Raw genomic sequence first — 24,699 nt, 5'->3', positions numbered from 1 at the left:
TATTTGCGAATGTTCAACACGCCCTAGATTGATTTATATTTACGACAATGCCAAATTTAAAACAACGCTAGCTGTCCGCTACGTTGATCTTTAAACTTGGTCTGCGTTTGCGCCAGTACATACTGACGGAAGTTATCGCGTGTCAAATGGGCAAGGTGCTCGTTTTTGCCAGTGGTTGCGATAAAATACTTGGCACGGTTGACCGCGGCTCCCATCTTTTTTAGATGATAGAGCGTCAACTGGTTAAATTTGCGCGCTTTGACGATTTTTTTGGCAGTCTTGGTACCGATGCCAGGGATACGCACGATCATCTCATAAGTCGCTGTCTGAATATTGACAGGAAAATGCTCACGATGGCGTATCGCCCACGCCAGTTTTGGGTCACAGTCTAAGTCCAAAAATGGCGATTCTGGCTCCACAATTTCATGCGCACCAAACCCATAAAAACGCATTAACCAATCCGCTTGATATAGACGGTTCTCACGTACCATTGGTACAGGCGTTCCTATCGCCGGCAAGCGATTATCAGAGAGCATCGGTACATAGCCTGAGTAATAGACACGCTTGAGATCATAGGTTTTATAAAAGTGACTCGATAGCTGAATCACTTGCAGATCCGTCTCGTTGCTAGCACCGACGATCATTTGACTGGTCTGACCGGCGGGCGTAAATTTAGGTGCTTTTTTATGAGTTTTGCGGCTCTCACGGATGGTGATGATTTCCTCTTTTACTGTTTCCATCGGCGCTTTTAATTGATCGTGTGATTTTTCTGGCGCGAGCAAAGCCAATCCTGACTTAGTCGGAATTTCGATGTTGACGCTCAGACGGTCTGCATATAGTCCTGCCTCTAACAATAGCTCTTTTGAAGCGCCAGGAATAGTTTTTAGATGAATATACCCGTTAAAGCGCTCGCGAGTGCGCAGGAGCTTGGCAACTTCGACCAGTCGCTCCATCGTATAGTCGCCATTTTTGAAGATACCAGAGCTGAGAAATAGCCCCTCAATATAGTTACGGCGGTAGAATTGCATGGTCAAATCGACGACTTCTTCAACCGTAAAAGCCGCGCGCGGCGTGTCGTTGCTTTTACGTGAAGTGCAATACGCGCAGTCATAGATGCAATGGTTGGTCAAAAGAATTTTTAGCAGACTGACGCAGCGACCATCTTCGGTATAGCTGTGACAGATACCGCTTTTTGAGGCATCGCCTAGAGCGCCGCCTTGGTTTTTGCGAGTACCAGCGGAGGATGAGCAAGAGACATCATATTTGGCAGCGTCAGCCAAGATATTGAGCTTGCCCTGTAATCTTTCATAATTGATGTTTGCCATAAGTCGGTTATTACCAATTAATTAATGAGTAACTATTTTACCAAAATATGTATTAAGTCATTGTATTTATAAGAAAATTTAAAAAATAACACGACAAATAGTGTCGTATCCATCAAGAGGTTGTGAGCGAGCATACGTGCTACTCGATATGACACACATCAAAAAAGGCCTTGAATATTCAAGACCCTTTGCAACATGATACTGTTAAAGACGTGTATTTGTAGTGAACGAGTTATTTATTGAACCTTGGCACGTATCACGACGGTTTGATTGCCATTGGCATTAAGATTTGCTAAGTTCCATTTTAGGCCAGAGTAGTTTTCTTGCACAACAACGGTATTGCCAACTTGTTGGATGGTTTGATAAGTGTCGCCGCCAGTGGTGGCAAACGTTGGTAATGGGCTACTTAACGATACCAGCTGGACGCCGCTTGGCAATGAAACCATAGCATTGATGTCATTAACTGGCTGTGCCGTGGTGTTGGTGTATGTGGTGTGATACTCAATGACATCACCAGGGGCGATATGGTTGGCAGGCACCGCAACTTCACGTCCAGCACTATTCTTCATGATTTTCATAACCTTAGTGTTTGCATTGACGACCCCCGGAGTGCTAAAAGTCGGGGTCAATTGCAAGGTATCTAACGTGGTCGTCGTGATTTGATTGGTGACAGGCTGGTTAGTGATGACGGTTGTCGCTGGCACATTCATCACAGGTAACGGAGTAGCGGTAATGACAGGCAGGGCTTGTGTCACAGTGCTAACTGGCGTAGTGATGACATCCACTTTAGTGACATTGTTGGTCACTCGATTGGTTACAGGTACGCTTGTGACAGTCGTGCTGCCTTGAACAACAGGAGATTGGCGAACGACATAGCGCGGCACAGTCGTCACTTGTGTCACGGCATAAGGCATGCCATCTTGCATGGTGATACCGTTAGGTGTCGCAGCAATAGTGGCTGTTTGCCCATTAGAATATTGTTCAACTACCGTCGTGCTACCACCAGCAGATGAGCTAATCGCAATCTCAGGAGCGGCATGGGCTGAGGATGCAAGCACCATACCTGCGAGTATTGCAGATACCGTGGTGGTTAGTGCTGATGGTGCATAAGATTTCATGGTCATAATAGACTCCTTAACAGTATCAATAAAAAAAAGCAGCAATAAGTAAAACAGCAATAATTAATGTCTAAACAAGCAAAACCCCCGCTAAATGACACCAAAAAGTATGCCAAATAACGAGGGTATCAGTACTGACGATAGTCGGTGTCTATAATCAGACCATCATTATTTTGAGTAAAAGTGCTTCAGTATAAATTTACATCGATATTACGGGGTAACATCACCTAATATAAAAATTACGATGCGCTAAAAACTCAAATAATTATGCGCCAAAACAAATCGTGTATAAAAGCTGCATTGTGTAACCGAAACGGTATAAATGCTATCAATACGTAATGTTGCTTATATCCATGCTATTGGGTGGCGAATAGCCAGCCGTATCTGTCACTGTCAAACATGTTTGCTATTTAAGAGAACTAGTATTTAAAGAGCTGTTATTCAAAGAGCTTCTCATCCAACCTTGAAAGCATCAAGCCTATCGATGATCAGAAATAGTGAGTCTTATTAGTCGTAGATGACTTTCATCACTTCGTATTCCACCACGCCCTTTGGCGTTTCGATACGTACTTCATCGCCTTCAAACTTACCGATGAGGCCACGAGCGATTGGTGAGTTAACTGAGATTTTGCCAGCCTTGAAATCGGCTTCATCATCGCCGACGATTTTGTACTGTTTTTCTTCTTCAGTGTCCATGTTTTCGATTATGACGCTGACGCCAAACACGACACGACCTTCTTTTGGCAATGTTGAAGGATCGATGACTTGTGCGCCGCCAAGCTTGGCTTCGATATCACGAATACGCGCTTCGCAAAAGCCTTGTTGCTCACGGGCAGCGTGGTATTCAGCGTTTTCTTTTAAATCGCCGTGCTCGCGGGCTTCAGCAATCGATGCGGTGATGCGTGGACGGTCGACACTTTTTAACTGTTTTAATTCAGCTTCTAAAGCTGCATGTCCTTGCGGAGTCATGGGATAACGTTGCATGTTTTTTCCTTAAACCAATAACACCACACCATCTCATAAGGAGATGGTGTCAATGTTGTTGCAATGAGTATGAAATATAAAAAGAGCGGGGTTCAGATGGTGTCGTCAGTAAATAGGCTGTTGTGTGTTAGCACCTCTACTTTTAGCACCAAGCGCACTGAACCTTACGTAATAAAAAGCATAGTCGCAATTTAGCCACTATGCTTTTGTAGGTTTGTCTCTTTCAAGATATTGTTTTTTTAACGTATGATTATCACAAAATAATCAATAACAAGTCTTGGCTAAGCTTTTATATAAGCTTAGCGGTTATGCTTAATCTACTGAAATTATTCAGCCGCGTCAATAGACTTTGCTTGTTCATGCAAATCTTGTAACTTATAGACATCAAACGGTAAGTCAACGGCATAAGATTTACAAACCGCATCGGCTGCACCTAACGTCGTGACATAGAATACCTTGCCTTGTAGGGCACTGCGGCGGATAGAAAACGAGTCCTCTTGAGCCTGCTTGCCTTCGGTCGTATTGATAATCAGGTCAATTTTGCCGTTTTTCAAGGCATCAACGATATGTGGACGACCTTCAGTGACCTTGTTGATTTGCTGACTTTCGATACCAGCGTCGCTCAGTACTTTTTGCGTGCCAGTGGTTGATACGATATTAAAACCGAAATCTGCAAGCTGACGGGCGATTGGGGCGATTTGTCCTTTGTCGCTATCACGAACTGAGATAAAGACCGTCTTGGTCTCGCCTTCAGTCGGTAGGCCAGGCAGACGCTCGTTACTACCGATGATGGCTTTGTAAAATGCTTCGCCAAAGGTTTTGCCCACGCCCATGACTTCGCCTGTTGATTTCATCTCAGGACTCAAGATTGGATCAACACCTGGGAACTTAGCAAATGGGAACACCGCTTCTTTGACCGCATAAAATGCTGGAACAATCTCAGTCGTGAAGCCTTGGTCCTTGAGCGAGGTGCCTGCCATACAGCGAGCCGCAACCTGCGCTAGCGAAGTACCGATACACTTAGAAACAAACGGTACGGTACGTGCAGCACGTGGGTTCACCTCCAAAATGTATACCGTTTCGCCTTTGACCGCAAACTGAACGTTCATCAAACCGACCACGCCAAGCTCTTTTGCCATAGCAATGGTTTGGGCGCGCATCACATCACATAGCTCATCAGACAATGAATATGGTGGTAGTGAACATGCTGAGTCACCTGAGTGGACACCTGCCTGTTCGATATGTTGCATGATACCGCCGATGACCACGTCATTACCATCGCATACACAATCCACATCGACTTCGATAGCGTCATCTAAGAAGCGATCAAGCAGGACAGGCGCTTCGTTTGAGGCTTGTACTGCAGTGCGCAGGTAATGTTTTAGCTCATCTTCGTTATAGACGATTTCCATCGCGCGGCCACCTAACACATAAGATGGACGTACCACCAATGGATAGCCTACGTCTTTTGCTTTAACCAAACCATCTTCTAAGCTGGTTGCTAAGGCGTTCGATGGCTGTACTAGGTTTAGCTGCTGAATCATGTGCTGGAAGCGCTCACGGTCTTCAGCACGGTCGATCGCATCAGGACTCGTACCGATGATTTTTACGCCCGCTGATTCTAACGCACGCGCAAGTTTCAATGGCGTTTGGCCACCGAACTGCACAATCACACCGTCTGGGTTTTCGATACGAACAATCTCTAGCACGTCTTCTAATGTGATTGGCTCAAAGTACAGACGGTCGGAGGTGTCATAGTCGGTTGAAACCGTTTCTGGGTTACAGTTGACCATGATGGTCTCATAGCCGTCTTCACGCATGGCAAGCGCTGCATGTACACAGCAGTAATCAAACTCGATACCTTGACCGATACGGTTAGGGCCGCCACCGATGACCATGATTTTTTTCTTGTCAGTTGGGTTGGCTTCACATTCGCTATCGTAGGTTGAGTACATATAAGCGGTGCTGGTCGCAAACTCTGCAGCACAGGTATCGACACGCTTATACACGGGATAGACGCCTAAATCCCAACGCTTTTTGCGTAGTTGCTTTTGTGAGATACCAAGCAATTTAGCCAAACGCAAATCTGACAAGCCTTTACGCTTAAAGCGACGTAGGTTGTTTTCGTTTAAGCCACCAAAGCCGAGTGATTTTACCGTCGCTTCGGTCTTAACGATGTCTTCGATTTGTACCAAGAACCACGGGTCAATCTTGGTGTAATTAAATACGTCATCAACGCTCATACCGACACGGAAGGCATCAGCAACGTAATAGATACGCTCAGGCGTTGGAATGGTTAAGCGGTTGATAATCTCACTACGAGCCTTCTCAGCACTGACTTTGGATAAATCAATTTGCTCATCGAAACCATCCGCGCCAGTTTCCATACCGCGTAATGCCTTTTGCATCGACTCTTGGAAGTTACGACCGATCGCCATGACTTCACCGACCGATTTCATCTGAGTCGATAGGATGTTGTCCGCTTGTGGGAATTTTTCAAAGTTAAAACGCGGTATCTTGGTGACAACGTAATCAAGCGCAGGCTCGAAGCTGGCTGGGGTTTTGCCGCCTGTGATGTCATTTTGCAATTCATCTAGGGTATAACCGATTGCCAGTTTTGCCGCGATTTTGGCAATCGGGAAGCCAGTCGCTTTTGAGGCGAGGGCAGACGAGCGTGATACACGTGGATTCATCTCGATGACGACCATACGTCCCGTATCAGGGTTGATACCGAACTGGACGTTTGAGCCGCCTGTTTCAACACCGATCTCACGTAGTACCGCGAGTGAGGCGTTACGCATGATTTGGTATTCTTTATCGGTCAATGTCTGCGCGGGTGCGACAGTGATTGAGTCGCCTGTATGTACCCCCATTGGGTCAAAGTTTTCGATGGCACAGATGATGATGCAGTTGTCGTTTTTGTCACGGACCACTTCCATCTCGTACTCTTTCCAACCGATGAGTGACTCATCGATAAGTAGCTGATGGTTCGGTGATAGATCAAAACCGCGCTCACAAATCTCGATAAACTCATCGCGGTTATAAGCGATACCGCCGCCTGAACCACCCATGGTGAATGAGGGACGAATGATACACGGATAGCCCATTTTTTCTTGAGTGGCAAAGGCTTCTTCCATCGTCTCAGCGGTTTCAGCGCGTGGGCACTCAAGACCGATACGTTTCATCGCTTTGTCGAATAAGTCGCGATCTTCTGCCATCTCAATTGAGTCTTTGGTCGCGCCAATTAGCTCGCAGTCATACTTAGTCAGTACGCCATGTTTATCTAGGTCTAGCGCACAGTTGAGCGCGGTCTGTCCGCCCATGGTTGGCAAGATCGCATCAGGACGCTCTTTGGCAATGATTTGCTCAACTGTCTGCCAAGTGATTGGCTCGATATAGGTCGCATCAGCCATGACAGGGTCGGTCATGATGGTCGCTGGGTTTGAGTTGACCAAGATGACACGGTAGCCTTCTTCTTTTAGTGCTTTACACGCCTGTGCGCCTGAGTAGTCAAACTCACACGCTTGGCCGATAACGATGGGGCCTGCGCCAATGATAAGAATGCTTTTTATGTCGGTACGTTTTGGCATAGTTAGAGCTACCTTCGTTTGATGATATTTTAAATAATCTTTATTTTTGATAACGCTTATGGCGTTTTATGCTTGCAGTGCTTGATTTAGTGCCGCTTGAACCACTATGGACAATTCAAGCGTTTACTTATTATGTAGTTATAACCAACCGTTTACGCTTGAGCAGTTTTAGCCGCTTCCATCATTTCCGCAAACTTATCAAACAATGGCGCGCAGTCATGTGGGCCAGGACTGGCTTCTGGGTGACCTTGGAAGCTAAAGACGGGCTTATTGGTCAGCTCGATACCTTGGTTGGTGCCATCGAATAATGAACGGTGCGTTGACTTAACGTTGTCAGGTAGCGTGTCTTCATCAACCGCAAAGCCATGGTTTTGACTGGTGATCATCACTGTGCCAGTCGCTAGATCTTGCACCGGATGGTTGGCACCATGGTGGCCCGTTTTCATTTTGATGGTATTGGCACCGCTGGCAAGACCGATTAGCTGATGGCCTAAGCAAATACCAAAGGTTGGTACGTCTGTTTCTTCAATAATGTGACGTACGGCGTCGATAGCGTAGTCACAGGCGGCAGGATCGCCAGGGCCGTTTGATAAGAAGATACCGTCTGGGTTCATCGCGAGCACATCAGCAATAGGCGTTTGTGCTGGGACCACCGTCACGTGACAGCCGCGGTCGACGAGCATACGCAGGATGTTAGTTTTGCTGCCAAAGTCATAAGCAACGACATTGTATTTGGCATCGATATGAGTGCCGAGCTGCTTAAAGAAGCCGCCCGTACCACTGTCATGGCTACCCGCCACGTCACGGTTGAGTAGGGTGTCTGACAGATCCCATGTGCCTGCTGTCCACTCAAAACTGTCTGTGGTGCAGCATTCTTTTGCCAGATCCATACCTTTTAGACCTGCAAAGCCTTGTGCTAGCTCAATCGCTTTTTGCTCGTCGTCGCTTGTGATCGTCTCACCGTTTGATGCAGTCATGATACAACCGTTTTGTGCACCTTTATCGCGCAATAGGCGGGTCAACTGGCGTGTATCAATTTCAGCGATAGCGACGGTATTGTTACGTTGTAGATAGTCGCTTAGTGATTCTGAGTTGCGGAAGTTAGAGGTTGCCATAGTGGCGTCACGGATGATCAGACCGTCTGCCCATACTTTGTGACCGTTACCAGACTCGGTATCCTCGGCATTGGTGCCTGTATTACCGATATGCGGATAAGTTAGGGTCACCAGCTGTCGCGCATAACTTGGATCGGTTAGAATTTCTTGATACCCTGTCATGGCGGTATTAAATACCACTTCACCAACACGATGACCTAGGCTGCCGATACTGACACCGCGAAAAATTGTACCGTCTGCTAGTGCCAAAATTGCTTGTGTTTCTACCGATGAATTCAAGGATTGCCTCCGCTATTATTGGTGAGTGCCATCATGTTTTGTGGGTTAGGGTTTTGCTCTGTATCCTTTTATTTACCGCACCTGACTGCTATCAGATAAAATAAATCAAAGGGCGACACACAAAAATTTTCCACAAAAAAGCGAGAAGACATTATTGATGAAAACTACAAAACTCACTCGATAGTGAATAGGTAACTTGCATCATGTCCGCTCGCTTAGGCACAGATTTTGCGTATTATATACAAAATAGTAACTTATGGCTAGTATCAAGGGCAAACTGAGTGATTAAAACTGGTAGTGGACAGACAGCCCGTAATAGTCAGGCGCAAGATTGGTTGTGATGAGAAGCTGATCGTTATAGCTTTTGGTCAAATACATACTACTGGCAACCCCTAGTGCTGCACCAGCAAATACATCAGCCACATCATGTTTTTCCGCTTTAACACGGCTATAACCCACAAAAGTTGCGCCAACATAAGCTGGAATACTATATTCTAATCCATAGCGTTTATGAATGAAGCTTGCGCCCTGAAATGCCAAAGAAGTATGTCCTGATGGGAAGGAGTCATTGTCGCTATGGTCAGGGCGCTCTTTATTAATGGTTGACTTCACAGCATAGGTCACGGCAAGATTGGTAGCAAATGATTGATAAAATTGCTGACGTCCCTCTTTATCATTCATATAATGCGTGCTGCCATAAGCAATGGCAGGTATGGCAACCGCAACAATGTCACCGGCTCTCTCCAAACTTGAGGTATCTTCAGCATAACTGGGCGCGGTGATGATCACACTACTTGCCAACAAGATAATAGGTACGTGTGTTTCGCGAAGCATGGATGCGTCCTTAGTAGGGTAGCGGTACTTGTTAGGGCAGGCGCTACGATAGCAAAATGAGAATATTGGCCTTGCTAATTGTACTATAAAGTGGACACACGATAAGGTATTAAATGGGATTGTATACTGTAAAATATATTTTTTATGGCTATGGTCCAAAGTGAGATGGTTCTTTGACATGCGAATCAAATAAGCATAAAAATGATTGTGGTATAACCAATGACTTACTCCAAAATAACATTATCCTTACTAAGGAAAAACGATGATATTTAAATATTTAGACAAAACCCCTGAGTTTGCTGTACCGTTCAACGGTTGGGTCGCTGACTCGGCACAAGTAATCGGTGATGTGTATTTGGGTCATCAGGCCAATGTTTGGTTTGGTGCGGTGATACGCGGCGATAACGATCGTATTCATATCGGCGACTATAGTAATGTGCAAGAAAATAGTGTCATCCATACTGATGCAGGTATCAAAGTGACTATCGGTGATTACGTGACTATTGGCCATCTAGCGATGCTGCATGGCTGTGAGATCGGTGATAACAGTCTGGTTGGTATCGGTGCGGTGGTACTCAATAATGTCAAAATAGGTAAAAACTGCCTGATAGGGGCGAAAGCCTTAATTACTGAAGGTCAGGTTATTCCTGACAATTCCCTGGTGATGGGCGCGCCTGCAAAAGTGGTCAAGACGTTAACAGATGAGCAAGTAGCGATGTTGAAAATGTCAGCGCTGCATTATGCTGAGCGTTGTCAAAAATTCAAAACAGGTTTAACAGAAATAGCGATGCCTGACTAAAGGTAAATGGTTAAAGCAATTATAAGTGGACAAATTACAAGGTACGAGCTTTATCTAATTGATGTACTATTTAATTAATGTACTCCTCCTTAGGCGATAATCGTACCCAATTTTATTGAAAGATTCATATTTTTTCGCAACCAACGATAAGGTCTCACCATGCAGGCAAATCCAGCACAAATACAACAAAAACAACTGGCGCTATTTGATTTAGACCATACCTTACTGGATGTCGATAGCGATTATCTGTGGGGTGAGTATATCGTCAAGCACGGTCTTGTCGATGAGGCTGAGTATCGTACTGCCAACCAGAAGTTTTATAATGACTATATCGAAGGGACGTTAGATGCGACAGAGTACAATGAATTCGTCGCGCAGTTTTTGAGTAGTCTGCCGCTTGATAGACTTGATGAGCTAAGAGAAGATTACATCAAAAGTGAAATCGAGCCACATATTCGCCCGAAAGCAATGGAAGCATTGTGCCAGCATATTGAGCAAGGGCACGATGTGGTGATTATTTCTGCAACCAATGATTTTGTGGTGTCCGCTATTGCCAAGCGCTTTGGCATTGAGTCAGCCAATGTATTGGCTACGCCGCTTGAGATAAAAGATGAGCGTTATACGGGCAAGCTGACTGATAAACCAAACTTTCAGGCAGGCAAGATCTACCATTTAGATAAATGGCTTGATAAGCAGCAAGCAGCGGGCATCACCTTTGAAAAAACCTATGCCTATTCAGACTCCAAAAACGACATTCCATTGCTAGAATGGGCGGATGTGGCGATCTGTGTGTCACCTGATGAGGCGCTACATGCTCATGCCTTGGCGCATCGTTGGGCAGTAGAAGATTGGTCAATCTAGATTGCTTAATCTAGTAATAGTAGGAACAAGAATAATTAGACAACCATTTATGATCAATCTCATTTAAAATAGCGCCAAATGCGTTATTTATTTTTTTAGAAAAACAGGAACACTTATGGAAATCAATCCGTATCAAGAACAGATTAAAGATTTATCCGAGCGCGGGCAGGATTTGCGGAGGTATCTTTGACTTCGATGGTAAGCAAGAACGCTTAGAAGAAGTCAATTTAGAATTAGAAAATCCTGAGCTATGGAACGATCCAGAGCGAGCAACCAAGATCAATAAAGAAAAAAGCCAGCTTGATGGTGTCATCGATGTGGTGGTCTCTCTTGAAACCACGCTAGCGGATGCGTCTGCCATGCTAGAGTTGGCAGTAGAAGCAGAGGATGAGTCCTTGCTTGCCGATGTACAGAGCGAGCTAGATGATGCTGAGCAGCGCGTGGCTGATCTAGAGTTCCGCCGTATGTTCAGCGGCGAGATGGATCCAAACAACTGCTACTTAGATATCCAGTCGGGCAGTGGCGGTACCGAAGCGCAAGACTGGGCAGAGATGCTGCTGCGTATGTATACACGCTGGGCGGAAGCGCATGGCTTTAAGGTAGATGTGATTGAAGTGTCTGCTGGCAGTGTCGCGGGTATCAAGTCAGCCACCATTGAGATCAAAGGCGACTACGCGTTTGGTTGGCTGCGTACCGAGATCGGTGTCCATCGTTTGGTGCGTAAATCACCATTTGATAGCAATAACGGTCGTCATACCTCGTTTGCGGCGGTGTTTGTCTCGCCTGAGATTGATGATAATGTCGATATCGACATCAATCCTGCTGACTTGCGCATTGATACCTATCGCTCATCTGGGGCGGGTGGTCAGCACGTCAACACAACTGATTCTGCGGTACGTATTACCCATGAGCCAAGTGGTGTGGTGGTGACTTGTCAGAATGAGCGTAGTCAGCACGGCAACAAAGCCACGGCGATGAAGATGCTACGTGCTAAGCTCTATGAGCTTGAGATGCAAAAACGTATGGAAAAACAACAAGCGGTTGAAGACAACAAGTCTGATGTCGGCTGGGGTAGCCAGATTCGCTCATACGTGCTCGATGATTCTCGTATCAAGGATCTGCGTACAGGCGTTGAAACCTTTAACACGGGCGCGGTACTAGATGGCGATCTCGATCAGTTTATCGAAGCCAGTCTAAAAGCAGGTCTATAAAATAGAAATCAAATACCAACTAACATGTAATTAAGGAAGATTATGCCAAGCGTAAATAATTATTTTGATGACAAAGTGACATCCATTGCTTTTCAAACAGCAACCAAGCCTGCAACGGTAGGTGTTATGGAAATTGGTGAGTATGAATTTGGCACTAGTGAGTTTGAGACTATGAGTGTGGTGAGCGGTGCATTGACGGTTAAGCTACCAGAGAGTGATGAGTGGCAAACGTTCAATGCTGGCGAGCAATTTACCGTTGAAGCCAATCAAAAATTCCAAGTAAAAGTTGACGTCGAAACCGCTTATTTATGTGTATACGGTAAATAATGACTTTTATTGTAAAGTAGTATCAAAATAAAAAAAGCCAAGCATTTGATGCTTGGCTTTTTTTGGTGGGTATTTCATTCTCGAGCTCACTCTTTATAAGTCTTTACGGTACTGCACCATGTCTGTCTGAGTGGCAATGGCATCATAGAGTTTACGAGCGGCGGCGTTGCTCTCTTGCGTCGTCCAATAGACGCGGTTACAGTCTTGGTCCTTAGCAAAGGAGTAGACATATTCAATCAATGCGCGTCCTACGCCTTGACCACGGACATTATCCGCGACATATAAATCCTCTAAGTAACAACAGTCAGTAGTGTTCCACGTATTGGGGTGCAGTACCACATGGGTAATGCCTACCAAAACGTCCTCTCTCCACGCCCCAAATCCATAGATAGCAACGCTTTCATTTAACAAGTTGCGCCACGTCGTCTCCGTCGTGCTTGATGGCAAGCTGGTCTCATAGAACGTGAGATAGTTTTGCCACAATATTAACCACAACTCGTAATCGGTCTTAGAGAGTGGTGTTATCTTGATAGAAGAGTGGTTCATTTTTTATAAACTTAAGTCGTGAGTAGTGCTGAATTATGCCTCAAAAATGCAACATTTAGAACCCGTATCGCTATTTTTATCACTGCTTTATTTTACACAGGATTACACTTTGTCCGTGGCAAACAAACAGCAAAAATAAGCGCAGTTGATTATGCTAAAACCATAAAATTATTAGATGAGTTTTTTATGGGCAAAACAAATGAGCAGTCGACAACGCAGGATGTGCGCCATGACTATGAGCGTCTCGCACGCCGTGCCAATCTGCGTTATGTGAGTGACGACGAACCAGGTTATGAGCGTAGACGTTGGGGTCGCGGATTTACCTATCGCGATGCAACGGGCAAGACAGTCAAAGACAAAGCGCTGCGTCAGCGGTTTGATGCATTGGTGATACCGCCCATGTGGTCAGAGGTGTGGATATGTCAAGACGAAAAAGGCCATCTACAATCGACAGGACGCGATGAAAAATCACGCAAGCAGTACTTGTATCATCCCTCGTGGAATAATATTCGTGACCAAGCCAAGTTTGATGCAATGATAGGCTTTGCAGAGGCGCTGCCCAATCTACGCGCGCAGGTCGAGACAGATTTGGAAGCAGAATCATTGTCACGCACCAATGTACTCGCTGCCGTGGTCAAATTGCTTGAAACCACATTGATTCGTATTGGTAACAGCCGCTATGCCAAGCAAAATAAAAGCTATGGTCTGAGTACGTTACGTAGTAAGCATGTCAGCGAAACGGATAATGGACTAGCGTTTGATTTTGTCGGAAAAAGCGCAAAAGAACACCATATTGAACTGCAGGATGAGCGTTTGATTGACATCGTGCAGGCGTGTTCTGAGCTGCCGGGCTATCAAATATTTAAATATTTAGATGACAATGGACATAAACAAGTCGTCGACAGTAGCGATATCAACGACTACTTGCGAATGCATACGTGCGGTATGGACTGCGAAAGCAAATTATATAGTGCAAAAGATTTTCGTACATGGATGGCAAGCGTGCTCGCGGCAAGTTATCTATATGATGAGCTGCAAACGACCGCAGGCGCTAGTATACTTGCCAGCGCAGCAGAAAGCGCTGAGCGTCAGCAGCTGGTCACCGATATGGTAAAAAGCGTGGCGGCAGAGCTGGGCAATACGCCAACCGTATGCCGCGCGTCGTATATTCACCCCATCATTATTGAGCGTTTTTTGGCAGGGGAATTTTATGACGACTACAAACAAACACGCCGCGGTCGTACGAAAAAATACCAAAGCTGTGAGGAGAAAGCCTTACTAGGTTTTCTCAGTGCTGATCGTTAAATATCGATACTCGAGAAAGTACTTCGAAAATAATTTAAATACATGATTATACAATATTTTTAAGTTTGCTAATGGCTATTTTATGATAAATAGTTATAGGTCATGCTTATTTATATAAAATAAAAATGATACGTTATGTATTGAAATAAGTATAAAAATACGTTACTAATAGAGCATGTTAAATACAAAGATATTAAACGGTTTATAGGATGTGACCGTTTTACAATATGAATATCATTTTATCTGCTATTGCTAAAGGATTAGCTTATGAACATCGTCTCGCAAACCCCTACAATGACTGATTCTTCAGTCACACCAAAAAACTATACCGATTATTATAATAATTTTGACATGGATACATTGCTGTCAGAAATTTTTGGCGAGCATGTCGATGATCGATTAAATGCTTATATGGCTTGCTGTGGTCGTCATGTACGTGATGGCCGCGCGGATAATGCCGCACTGGTACACGAAGATACGGCAGGCAATGTCACGCGCATGAGCTTTGGTGAGCTTGATAAAGCCAGTGCGCAAGTCGCTAACTTACTACAGTCGTATGGCGTAAAAGCGGGAGACAAGGTTGCAACCATGCTACCACGTACACCTGAGCTGCTGACCGTTGTATTGGCAACATGGCGCATCGGCGCGGTATATCAGCCATTATTCACCGCTTTTGGTTATGACTCAATCAAATATCGCATGGATAAAGCCGTTACCAAAGTCGTTTTTACCAATGTAGAGAGCCGCAACAAGTTTGATGATTTGGCTGTGCAAACCAAAATGGTATTGGTCGGCAGTACTGAAGATGCTCAGACGTGGGGTGACGATCACTACCGTCAGTCCATGGAATCACAGGCGCAAACGATAGAACCCGTTATGCTCGATACGGATGCACCATTTTTGCAGATGTTTACCTCGGGGACAGTCGGTAAGTCAAAAGGCGTGAGTGTGCCATTATCAGCCTTACCTGCGTTTTATCTCTATATGCGTTATGCCATTGATTTACGCGAAGACGATCAATATTGGAACATGGCAGATCCCGGCTGGGCATATGGATTGTATTACGCCATCACAGGGCCTCTGCTATTAGGTATCACGACTTATTTTAATGAAGCAGGCTTTGACGCGACCAATACGCGCGACTTTATGATGCGTCATCAGATCACCAATTTGGCCTCTTCACCAACAGCATTTCGCATGATGAAATCCAGCGGCGTTTTTGACAACGTTAATGAAGACAATAACGCCAAACTCGCTTTGCGCTGTGCCAACTCGGCAGGGGAAACATTGAACACCGAAGTCGTTAACTGGGTCGAGACCTATCTGGGCTGTCAGGTAAAAGATCATTACGGTCAGACAGAAACGGGCATGACGTGCTGTGCGCATCATGCGCTAAAACACGAATCACCAGTTGGCTCGATGGGAATGGCGCTACCAGGTCACACGCTGGTGGTACTAGATGATGATATGAATGTACTACCAGATGGTGAACAAGGGCAGCTAGCAGTCGTCGTTAGTCAGTCACCTGCATTTTATTTCCATGGTTATAGCTGGAACGAAAAACAAGCTTTCGTTGATGACTACTATCTGACAGGCGATGTGGTTGAGCGTCATAGTGACGGCAGCTACTGGTTCTCAGGGCGTGATGATGACATTATCATTACGGCAGGTTACCGCGTGGGGCCTACTGATGTCGAAAACACCGTCTTAGAGCATGACGCAGTGGCAGAATCTGCGGCTGTGGGCGTGCCAGACGAAGTGCGTGGACATACGATCAAATCTTACGTGGTGCTAAAAGAGGGTATCGAAGGTAGCGAGCAAATCGCCAAAGAAATCCAAGAGCTGGTGCGCAAACGTCTATCAACTCATGCCTATCCACGTGAGGTCGAGTTTGTGACCGAGTTACCAAAAACACCAAGTGGCAAGATTCAACGCTTTTTGCTACGTAGTTTATCTGCTGCGTAACTACCCGATAGAGCGTTTATAGATAATTCATAGAAACCGCTAATAAAAAGTAAGAATTTAAAGGAATAAACATGCAAATTAAAGAGAATAGCTTTTTGGTCACAGGCGGTGCATCAGGTTTGGGTGAGTCAGTGGCTCGTGCGATTGTCTATCAAGGCGGCAACGTCGTCATCGCTGATCTAAACGAATCAGCAGGGCAAGCACTGGTCGCTGAGCTCGGTGATAGTACGCGCTTTGTGCGCTGTGACATCACTAAAGGCGATGAAGTACAATCAGCGGTTGAAATGGCAGAGTCAGCTTTTGGCGGCTTACAAGGCTCAATCAACTGTGCTGGTATCGTAGTGGTACAAAAGCTACTGGATCGTGATAACAATCCGGCAGACCTTGAGTCATTTAGTCGCGGGGTCAATGTCAATCTGGTCGGTTCATTTAACGTTGCGCGTTTGGTCGCGGCTAGCATCGCCAAACGCATAGCGAGTGATGGTACTGCAGGCGAGCATGTAGAAAAGAATGCAGATCAAGGTATTATTATTAATACAGCCTCTATTGCAGCTTTTGACGGTCAAATAGGTCAAGCCAGCTATTCTTCGTCTAAGGCAGGCGTGGTTGGACTGACCTTGCCGCTGGCTCGCGAGCTGGCACGTCATGGTATACGCGTGATGACCATCGCACCAGGCGTCTTTGCTACGCCGATGATGGAGAGCATTCCCGACAAAGCTCGCGAACAGTTAGAGGCAAGCGTGCCATATCCCAAGCGTTTGGGCGCTCCCAGTGAGTTTGCCAAGCTGGTCACTCATATCATTGATAATGCTTATCTAAATGGTGAAGTCATCCGCTTAGATGGGGCAATTCGTATGGTGTAACATTTGAGTAATTCATTCGTTTTGCACAAAGTTTATCTACACAATCTGACATAGTGCTTTGATACATATGATTAATGACAAAAAATTAATTGTGAGGATCAAAGCCTATGTCATTTTTTTATAATAAATTTCACCCGCCAAATGAGCAGCGCATGTATTGGTTACTCATAGGCATTAGCCTTGCTGCTATTGTAAGCACCAGTGCTATTGCTTATGCCAAAAACTCCTCAACATCCAAAAACCCTATTCCTACGTCTGCAGTTATTGATCGAGTCTTCGTCGACAAATCAGATCGTGTCTTAACATTGATGAGCGATGGTAAAGCCATTAGGTCGTATCGTATTGCGCTAGGGGGTAGTCCATCGGGACATAAGCAACAAGAAGGCGATCAGCGTACGCCCGTTGGGATTTATACCTTAGATTATAAAAACGAGAACTCTATTGCGCATCGTTCTATCCATACTAGCTATCCAAATGATGAAGACAAGGCACGAGCGAAGTCATTAGAGGTCAATCCGGGCGGCGACATTATGATTCATGGGCAAATGAATGGCTTTGGCGCTTTGGGATGGCTGAATCAACAACGCGACTGGACAGATGGCTGTATCGCCGTGACCAATGCCGAGATGGATGAGATTATGGTATCGGTGATACTTGGTGCTCCTATTGAAATCATGGAGTAGCATAGTCGGATTATGATTGGGTCTATACTCAATAAGTGCATTGCTTATTACCATATTCAACGGAGATTTCTCTTGAATTTACATCAATAAAATGGCATTTCTTACCTACTAACTTCCTTTATCTGGTATTAATAGCCCATTTAAATATTGTTAATAATAAATATCATTGTCTTAAGTAAGGTTTTATTGATTTATTGTCTTGAAATAACCGTATGCATACCTTATATAAATGACAGATAACAGTGGGCACTAGACTAGGAGAGTCCCTAGAAGTTCCACTGAAAATACTAATTATAAAAGGATATAAACATGAGATTTGAGAAGTTTACGCAAAAACTGCAATCAGCGATTCAAGAAGCTCAGAGCCTAGCGTTAGGTCGTGATCATACGGGCATTGATCCTGTGCATTTGCTTGCGGTATTGCTACAAGATGAGTCTAATTTATCTATCTGCCAACAAGCAGGCGCTTCTATTCCAGCGCTAAAAAATGGCGTTGCCAAAGCACTCGATAACCAAGCGACCATTTCGGAGCCGACAGGTGACGTCAATCTAAACCCAAACTCGGTAAAAATATTGAACTTGGCAGATCGTCAGGCGCAAAAAGAAGGCGATGATTTTATTGCGACTGAATGGGTCATGTTGGCACTCGCTGAGCAAGGCGAAACCAAAAAGATATTTGAAAGTGCAGGCGTGACAGCAAGCAAACTAAAAGCGGTCATTGAGCAGCTGCGCGGTGATGATACCGTCAATAACCAAAACGCTGAAGATCAGCGTGATGCACTCAACAAATACACGATTAATCTGACTGAGCAAGCAGAGCTTGGCAAACTAGATCCAGTCATTGGCCGTGACGAAGAAATTCGCCGTACCATTCAGGTACTGTCGCGCCGTACCAAAAACAACCCTGTGCTCATCGGTGAGCCGGGCGTTGGTAAAACGGCGATTGTCGAAGGCTTGGCACAAAAAATCATCAATGGCGACGTACCAGAAGGTCTGCGCCGTAAAGAAGTGTTGTCATTAGACTTGGGCGCGCTAATCGCTGGGGCAAAATTCCGCGGTGAGTTCGAAGAACGTCTCAAAAGCGTATTGAGCGACTTGGCCAAACAAGAAGGCAATGTCATTCTGTTTATCGATGAGCTGCATACGATGGTTGGTGCAGGCAAGTCTGAAGGTGCGATGGATGCGGGTAATATGCTAAAACCTGCTTTGGCACGCGGTGAGCTGCACTGCGTTGGTGCGACCACCCTTGATGAGTATCGCCAGTACATCGAAAAAGACGCTGCGCTTGAACGTCGTTTTCAAAAGGTTTTGGTCGATGAGCCAACGGTCGAAGATACCATTGCGATATTACGGGGTCTAAAAGAGCGTTACGAGCTGCACCATGGCGTCGATATTCAAGATAGCGCAATCATTGCTGCTGCGCGCATGAGCCATCGCTATATCACTGACCGTAAGCTACCAGATAAGGCGATTGATTTAATTGACGAAGCGGCCAGCCGCCTGCGCATGGAGATGGACAGTAAGCCTGAATCATTAGGTAAGCTCGATAGCCGCCTCATTCAGCTAAAAATGCAGCGCGAAGTCCTCAAAAACGAAGAAGATGCTGGCGCGCAATCAGAACGTAAAGTGCTCGATGCGCAAATAGCAGAATTGGAAAAAGAATACGCTGATCTTAATGAAGTTTGGCAGGCAGAGAAAGCGTTGGTCAAAGGCAGTCAACAGCTAAAAGACGAGCTAGATAAAGCCCGTATCGCTTATGACAAAGCCAGCCGCGAAGGCGACTACGAGACCATGAGTAAGCTGCAATACGAGACCATTCCGCAGTTAGAACGACGTATTCATGAGTCTGATTTGGCTGAGCAAAAAGAGCAGACAGGTGAAGGTGATGGTGTCAAACTGCTACGTAATAAAGTCACCGACAACGAGATTGCAGAAGTGGTGGCAGCCGCCACTGGTATTCCAGTTAGCAAAATGATGCAAGGCGAGCGTGACAAAATGATCGCAATGGAAGAAAAGCTCCATGAGCGTGTTATCGGTCAAAACGAAGCGGTCGAATCGGTGGCCAATGCGGTACGTCGTAGCCGTGCAGGATTATCTGATCCCAACCGTCCTTCAGGCTCGTTTTTATTCTTAGGACCTACTGGTGTTGGTAAGACAGAGCTGACCAAATCACTAGCGAACTTCTTATTTGACTCTGAAGATGCGATCGTACGTATCGATATGAGTGAATATATGGAAAAACACAGTGTCAGTCGTCTTGTAGGGGCACCTCCAGGTTACGTTGGTTACGAAGAAGGCGGTACGTTGACTGAAGCGGTACGCCGTAAGCCATATAGTGTCATATTGTTTGATGAAGTAGAAAAAGCGCATCCAGATGTGTTCAACATCTTGCTACAAGTATTGGACGATGGCCGTTTAACCGATTCGCAAGGTCGGGTGGTAGATTTCAAGAACACCGTGATTATCATGACCAGTAACTTGGGTTCGCATAAAATTCAAGAGATGGTTGGCGAAAGTTACGAGGATATTAAAGCGGAAGTAATGGATTCTGTTGGGCAGCATTTCCGTCCAGAGTTCGTCAACCGTATTGATGAGATCGTGGTCTTCCATCCGCTTGGTATGTCGCAGATGGCAGGTATTGCTGATATTCAATTGAATCGTTTGCGTCAGCGTATCCAAGAGCGTGAGATGGATATTGAGCTATCAGCCGACGCGATGAATAAATTGGTTGCCGTCGGTTATGATCCTGTTTATGGCGCTCGTCCTTTGAAGCGTGCTATTCAACAGGAGATCGAAAACCCATTATCATTGAAGCTACTAGCGGGCGATTTTGTGGCAGGTGATATTATCAAAGTCGATGTAGGTGCCGACGACAAGCTAACTTTTGATAAGCTTAGAATGAGCTAGTCACTCTAGCCTTGAGGTCTTTATGACCTAACTGTACGTTTAAAACAAACCCCTTATCTACAATCGTAGGTAAGGGGTTTTTCGTTTATGGTGGTATTTTGCGTTACTGTTTTTTTACCATTTAAATATCTCTTAAATATCAAGACTATGCTATAAATAAATGGATGACCAATAAAATAAATGCCAATTGGATAGAAAGGACAAAACAATGACAACCCCTATTGAACGTGTAAGTCTGCCCTTAACATCGCCGTTACTCATTGCGGCTTTATTGTTTAGTACATCAGCTTGCTCCAATCCTGCAACCGTCAATACCAGCAACAACGTACCAGAACAGAAAGAGAGCCAAACCTCTAAAGCAGATATGCGGACAAGTGATGCTCAAGTTAGCGCAGACAAGCCTGAGTTTACAACCAAAGCGGTCGCCACTTTTGATGAGCCTTGGGCTATGACAGCACTACCCAGTACAGATGGCAAAGCGCCCAAACTACTAGTGACGCAAAAAACAGGAGAGTTGTTCATTGTAGACACGGCGACGGGTAGCAAGACACAAGTAGCAGGCATCCCTAAAGTGGCCTATGGTGGTCAAGGTGGTTTGGGAGATATTATATTAGCACCAGATTTTGCGACTTCTAATGCTGTATATATCAGCTACGTAGAAGCAGGAAAGGGGGGTGATAGTAATAAGTTTGGGGCAAAAGTAATCAAAGCGACACTGGCAGGATTAGGCACAAATGCGACCACACTACAGGCCATCACGCCTATTTGGGAGCAATCTCCAAAAGTCACGGGGCAAGGTCACTATAGCCATCGCTTATTGTTTTCACCTGATGGACAGTATCTATATATCAGCTCAGGAGAACGCCAGAAAAAAGAGCCTGCACAAAATATGAGCATGAATCTAGGTAAGATTATTAGATTGTATGCTGACGGCTCGGTTCCAAAGGACAATCCATTTGTCAATGATAGCAATGACATTGCCTCTCAGTTTTGGACAAGGGGCAATCGCAATGTGCTCGGCATAAGATTTGATGAAAGCGGCAGGCTTTGGGCAAACGAGATGGGGCCAAAGGGTGGTGATGAATTTAATCTGATTGAAAAAGGCAAAAACTACGGCTGGCCGATTGTATCAAATGGTCGTAATTATTCAGGTACACCAATCCCAGATCACGACACTCGCCCTGAGTTTGAAATGCCTAAAATCACATGGACACCCGTTATTTCACCGTCATCACTGAGTCTATATACGGCTGGTAGCCACAATGACTTTCCAGCATTACAAGGCGATTTTTTAATCAGTGGTTTATCTTCAAAAGCGCTTATTGTCGTAAGTGTCGATGAAGATGATAGTGCTACTGAACGCTATCGTTATGACATGGGTGAGCGTGTTCGTAGCGTGCTGGCAGTCGATGGACAAGTGTGGGTATTGGAAGATGGTGATGGTGGACGATTACTCAGATTATTGCCTAAATAACATCATGATAAAGCTGCTTTTAGATCTGTATTTATGTAGACCTTTTAAAAAAACTATCAATCTTATTAGAATAATTTAAAGGTTTTATCAAGTTTTATTTTGTAATTGATTGATAGTTAAAGCCTATTTTGTTAAGGTAATATTCCTTAAATTTTGAGACTTGCACATGGAAGAAGTAAAAGTAGGCAGATTAGGACCTTTTCCACGGGTGAGTAAACCTGTGTTTATTACATCGTCACTGTTGATCGTTGGATTTATTATTTTCGGCGCGCTTTTCACTGAAACAGCAGGGGCAGTTTTTAGTTTTTTACAGAATTTTATTACCGATAAGTTCGGTTGGTTATTTATTATCTTAGTGAATACAGCGCTTGGGCTTTGCATTTACTTAGGAATGAGTCGCTATGGTGATATTCGTTTAGGTAACCAAACGGAGCGACCGCAGTACAATCTGTTTTCTTGGATTGGTATGTTGTTCTCTGCTGGTATTGGTATTGGCCTTGTCTACTGGGGTACAGCGGAGCCGTTGTATCACTTTATGGCACCACCAATGGGCGAGGCCGAAACGGTTGAAGCCGCAAAGCAAGCGATGAATATCTCATTTATGCATTGGGGTCTACACGCTTGGGGCATCTATACGATTGTGGCACTGTCTTTAGCGTATTTTCATTTTCGTCGCGGTTTGCCTTTATCGATTCGCTCAACTTTGTATCCTTTGCTCGGCAAAAGAATCTATGGTCGCTGGGGGCATACGGTCGATATCTTGGCCGTGTTCGGTACGATGTTTGGTGTGGTCACCTCACTCGGGCTTGGAGTGATGCAGATCAATGCGGGACTTGAGAAACTATTTGGCATGCCGAATAGTCTCACTGTACAGTTCGGTTTGATAGCTTTCATCACAGCGCTTGCAGCCGCTTCCGTTATGATGGGTCTGGATAAAGGTATTAAGCGCCTTAGTGATATCAATATCGGTTTTACAATCGTTTTATTGGTATTCATGGTGGCTTTAGGGCCAACGCTCTTTATCTTTGATAGCTTTATCGAAAATATCGGCAACTATCTGACCGTAATCGTGCCTTTAGGTACGTGGGGCGAGTCTTATAGTGGAACAGATTGGCAAAGCGCTTGGACGATATTTTATTGGGCATGGTGGGTGAGCTGGGCACCATTCGTTGGTATCTTTATTGCCCGTATCTCTCGTGGCCGTACCATCCGTGAGTTTACGTTTGGGGTGCTATTAATCCCTATGCTTATCTTGTTCTTTTGGTTCACGACCTTTGGTGGCGTAGCGATTCACATGGAGCTTGCCTCTGCTGTGACAGGTATTAGCCCAGGGTTGGTTGAAGCAGTACAAGCAGACACGGGTAGCGCAATCTTTAAGCTGGTTGAGTACTACCCACTAGCCAAACCGATTACGTTAATGATTGTTGTCATGATTATGCTTTGGTTTGTGACTTCGTCAGACTCGGCTAGTTTTGTTATTGATATGCTGACCGCTGGTGGCGATACTAATCCACCAAAGATTCAGCGTTTGTTTTGGGCAACCACAGAAGGCGTTATCGCTGCCATATTATTAGCGGCTGGTGGATTGTCTGCTTTGCAGGCAGCTGCCATCGTAGCAGGATTGCCATTTGCTTTAGTGGTTTTTGTCATAATGTATGCGTTGTTGCGGGGCCTTAGCCGTGACCGTTTGATTCTATATCGAGCGCAGCAAAGCTTTATCACAGATGAATCAGCAGATCATAACTCTGCAGATGAGTTTGTTGACGAGCATTTACTCAAAGGCCCACCCAAGATTGTTAAGGGTGACTAAGCAGTAAAGTCGTTATTTTAACCGTTGTTCTAATCGTTAATAGAAGCCCCAATTTATTTTTAAATTGGGGCTTTTTTATGGAAGATTGTCTGTATTATGGGCATAAAAACACCCAGCTTATGAAAACTGAGTGTTTTGTTTATGACCAAAAAGGGTAGGTAGCGCTTTATAAATTAGCTGCATTCACCTTTGGTATAACTAATGGCCTCAGGTATGTTACAGGCCGAGCAAGCATTACCTGCCGTACGGTAGCTTATCACTGAGCCAACTTTCGTTTTTACACAGACGGGATCATATTGCATGGTACACATGGCCTTCTCAGAGTGAGAGGTTGGACAGTGAGTTAAGGTGTTTTCAATCATTTGTCTGTTATCTGTTGCAGGTTGCGTGGGGGTAACTGCGCCAGGCGTAGCGCTGCAACCCGCCAGTGCTAATACCAAGCAGACGACAGCTAATGATGGTTTGAGGGATTGCGCCAGTGTAGGCAGTGATAATTTAGATAGCGTTTTTTGCATGATGTGATGTCCTTATTTGCAAGCGTTCTATTACCGCTCGTCACGTTATTGATAGATCGATATAGCACTTAAAGTTTTATAATAGACCTCTTGCAAAAGTAGTTGTAAGACACAACGTATATTATTGAACTCTACTTACTTAATAGATATGCCAAACATAGATAAGCTACTCAAACAAAGTGACGCTG

Annotated in this window: 19 protein-coding genes; 11 read left to right on the top strand and 8 right to left on the bottom strand. The window is 45.0% G+C overall.

Going from position 1 to position 24,699, the window contains the following annotated elements; translation table 11 throughout:
* Positions 1 to 56 precede the first annotated feature (56 nt).
* The 6 genes from AS194_RS09080 to AS194_RS09055 form a co-directional block, all read right to left on the bottom strand.
* Positions 57 to 1,325 carry a putative DNA modification/repair radical SAM protein gene (locus tag AS194_RS09080; RefSeq protein WP_058025196.1) on the bottom strand — a complete coding sequence of 423 codons (1,269 nt, stop codon included), beginning with the start codon at positions 1,323 to 1,325 and terminating at the stop codon, positions 57 to 59.
* A 236-nt stretch (positions 1,326 to 1,561) separates the two neighbouring features.
* Positions 1,562 to 2,449: a hypothetical protein gene (locus AS194_RS09075; RefSeq protein ID WP_058025195.1), complete on the bottom strand. Its 888-nt coding sequence runs from the start codon at positions 2,447 to 2,449 to the stop codon at positions 1,562 to 1,564.
* Between the two features lie 501 nt (positions 2,450 to 2,950).
* Positions 2,951 to 3,427 (bottom strand): transcription elongation factor GreA, encoded by a 477-nt coding sequence (greA, locus tag AS194_RS09070; RefSeq protein ID WP_058025194.1) that lies wholly within the window; start codon positions 3,425 to 3,427, stop codon positions 2,951 to 2,953.
* Positions 3,428 to 3,753: 326 nt separating this feature from the next.
* On the bottom strand, positions 3,754 to 7,017 hold the full coding sequence (gene carB / locus AS194_RS09065; protein WP_058025193.1) for a carbamoyl-phosphate synthase large subunit: 3,264 nt from the start codon (positions 7,015 to 7,017) through the stop codon (positions 3,754 to 3,756).
* A gap of 152 nt (positions 7,018 to 7,169) precedes the next feature.
* The gene (gene carA / locus AS194_RS09060) at positions 7,170 to 8,411 is read right to left on the bottom strand and encodes a glutamine-hydrolyzing carbamoyl-phosphate synthase small subunit (protein ID WP_058025192.1); all 1,242 of its coding nucleotides are present in this window, start codon (positions 8,409 to 8,411) and stop codon (positions 7,170 to 7,172) included.
* 285 nt (positions 8,412 to 8,696) lie between these two features.
* Positions 8,697 to 9,245, bottom strand: coding sequence for a phosphatase PAP2 family protein (locus AS194_RS09055; protein WP_058025191.1), 549 nt, complete (start codon positions 9,243 to 9,245; stop codon positions 8,697 to 8,699).
* 262 nt (positions 9,246 to 9,507) lie between these two features.
* On the opposite strand from AS194_RS09055, the gene AS194_RS09050 reads away from it, so the two are divergent.
* The 4 genes from AS194_RS09050 to AS194_RS09035 all read left to right on the top strand — a co-directional run bounded on the left by AS194_RS09050 (position 9,508) and on the right by AS194_RS09035 (position 12,443).
* Positions 9,508 to 10,044: a gamma carbonic anhydrase family protein gene (locus AS194_RS09050; protein WP_058025190.1), complete on the top strand. Its 537-nt coding sequence runs from the start codon at positions 9,508 to 9,510 to the stop codon at positions 10,042 to 10,044.
* 159 nt (positions 10,045 to 10,203) lie between these two features.
* Positions 10,204 to 10,905, top strand: a complete 702-nt coding sequence (locus AS194_RS09045) for an HAD family hydrolase (RefSeq protein ID WP_058025189.1) — start codon at positions 10,204 to 10,206, stop codon at positions 10,903 to 10,905.
* 115 nt (positions 10,906 to 11,020) lie between these two features.
* A protein-coding gene (gene prfB / locus AS194_RS09040) for a peptide chain release factor 2 (RefSeq protein WP_152978629.1) occupies positions 11,021 to 12,116 on the top strand; the annotation gives its coding sequence in 2 pieces (ribosomal slippage) (positions 11,021 to 11,092 and positions 11,094 to 12,116; 1,095 coding nt in all).
* 42 nt (positions 12,117 to 12,158) lie between these two features.
* Positions 12,159 to 12,443: a pyrimidine/purine nucleoside phosphorylase gene (locus tag AS194_RS09035; protein ID WP_057760713.1), complete on the top strand. Its 285-nt coding sequence runs from the start codon at positions 12,159 to 12,161 to the stop codon at positions 12,441 to 12,443.
* A gap of 93 nt (positions 12,444 to 12,536) precedes the next feature.
* On the opposite strand, the gene AS194_RS09030 is transcribed toward AS194_RS09035, so the two are convergent.
* Positions 12,537 to 12,989: a GNAT family N-acetyltransferase gene (locus tag AS194_RS09030; protein WP_058025187.1), complete on the bottom strand. Its 453-nt coding sequence runs from the start codon at positions 12,987 to 12,989 to the stop codon at positions 12,537 to 12,539.
* Positions 12,990 to 13,175: 186 nt separating this feature from the next.
* Here AS194_RS09030 and AS194_RS09025 point away from each other — a divergent pair, with 186 nt between their 5' ends.
* The 7 genes from AS194_RS09025 to AS194_RS08995 all read left to right on the top strand — a co-directional run bounded on the left by AS194_RS09025 (position 13,176) and on the right by AS194_RS08995 (position 23,996).
* On the top strand, positions 13,176 to 14,294 hold the full coding sequence (locus AS194_RS09025) for a DNA topoisomerase IB (protein WP_058025197.1): 1,119 nt from the start codon (positions 13,176 to 13,178) through the stop codon (positions 14,292 to 14,294).
* Positions 14,295 to 14,561: 267 nt separating this feature from the next.
* A complete protein-coding gene (locus AS194_RS09020) occupies positions 14,562 to 16,259 on the top strand; it encodes an AMP-binding protein (protein WP_058025186.1) in 1,698 nt (565 codons plus the stop codon).
* 71 nt (positions 16,260 to 16,330) lie between these two features.
* On the top strand, positions 16,331 to 17,122 hold the full coding sequence (locus AS194_RS09015) for an SDR family NAD(P)-dependent oxidoreductase (RefSeq protein ID WP_058025185.1): 792 nt from the start codon (positions 16,331 to 16,333) through the stop codon (positions 17,120 to 17,122).
* A 107-nt stretch (positions 17,123 to 17,229) separates the two neighbouring features.
* Positions 17,230 to 17,805, top strand: coding sequence for a L,D-transpeptidase family protein (locus AS194_RS09010; RefSeq protein WP_058025184.1), 576 nt, complete (start codon positions 17,230 to 17,232; stop codon positions 17,803 to 17,805).
* A 309-nt stretch (positions 17,806 to 18,114) separates the two neighbouring features.
* Entirely contained in the window at positions 18,115 to 20,712 is a 2,598-nt protein-coding gene (gene clpB, locus AS194_RS09005) for an ATP-dependent chaperone ClpB (protein ID WP_058025183.1), read from the top strand.
* A 208-nt stretch (positions 20,713 to 20,920) separates the two neighbouring features.
* Positions 20,921 to 22,186, top strand: coding sequence for a PQQ-dependent sugar dehydrogenase (locus tag AS194_RS09000; RefSeq protein WP_058025182.1), 1,266 nt, complete (start codon positions 20,921 to 20,923; stop codon positions 22,184 to 22,186).
* Between the two features lie 166 nt (positions 22,187 to 22,352).
* On the top strand, positions 22,353 to 23,996 hold the full coding sequence (locus AS194_RS08995; protein WP_058025181.1) for a BCCT family transporter: 1,644 nt from the start codon (positions 22,353 to 22,355) through the stop codon (positions 23,994 to 23,996).
* A 173-nt stretch (positions 23,997 to 24,169) separates the two neighbouring features.
* Here the strand turns inward: AS194_RS08995 and AS194_RS08990 are convergent, their stop codons facing one another.
* A complete protein-coding gene (locus AS194_RS08990; RefSeq protein WP_058025180.1) occupies positions 24,170 to 24,511 on the bottom strand; it encodes a hypothetical protein in 342 nt (113 codons plus the stop codon).
* Positions 24,512 to 24,699 lie beyond the last annotated feature (188 nt).

It is taken from the genome of Psychrobacter piscatorii (assembly GCF_001444505.1).
Classification (GTDB): Bacteria; Pseudomonadota; Gammaproteobacteria; order Pseudomonadales; family Moraxellaceae; genus Psychrobacter; species Psychrobacter piscatorii_B.
This window is presented reverse-complemented; position numbering and strand designations above follow the sequence as displayed.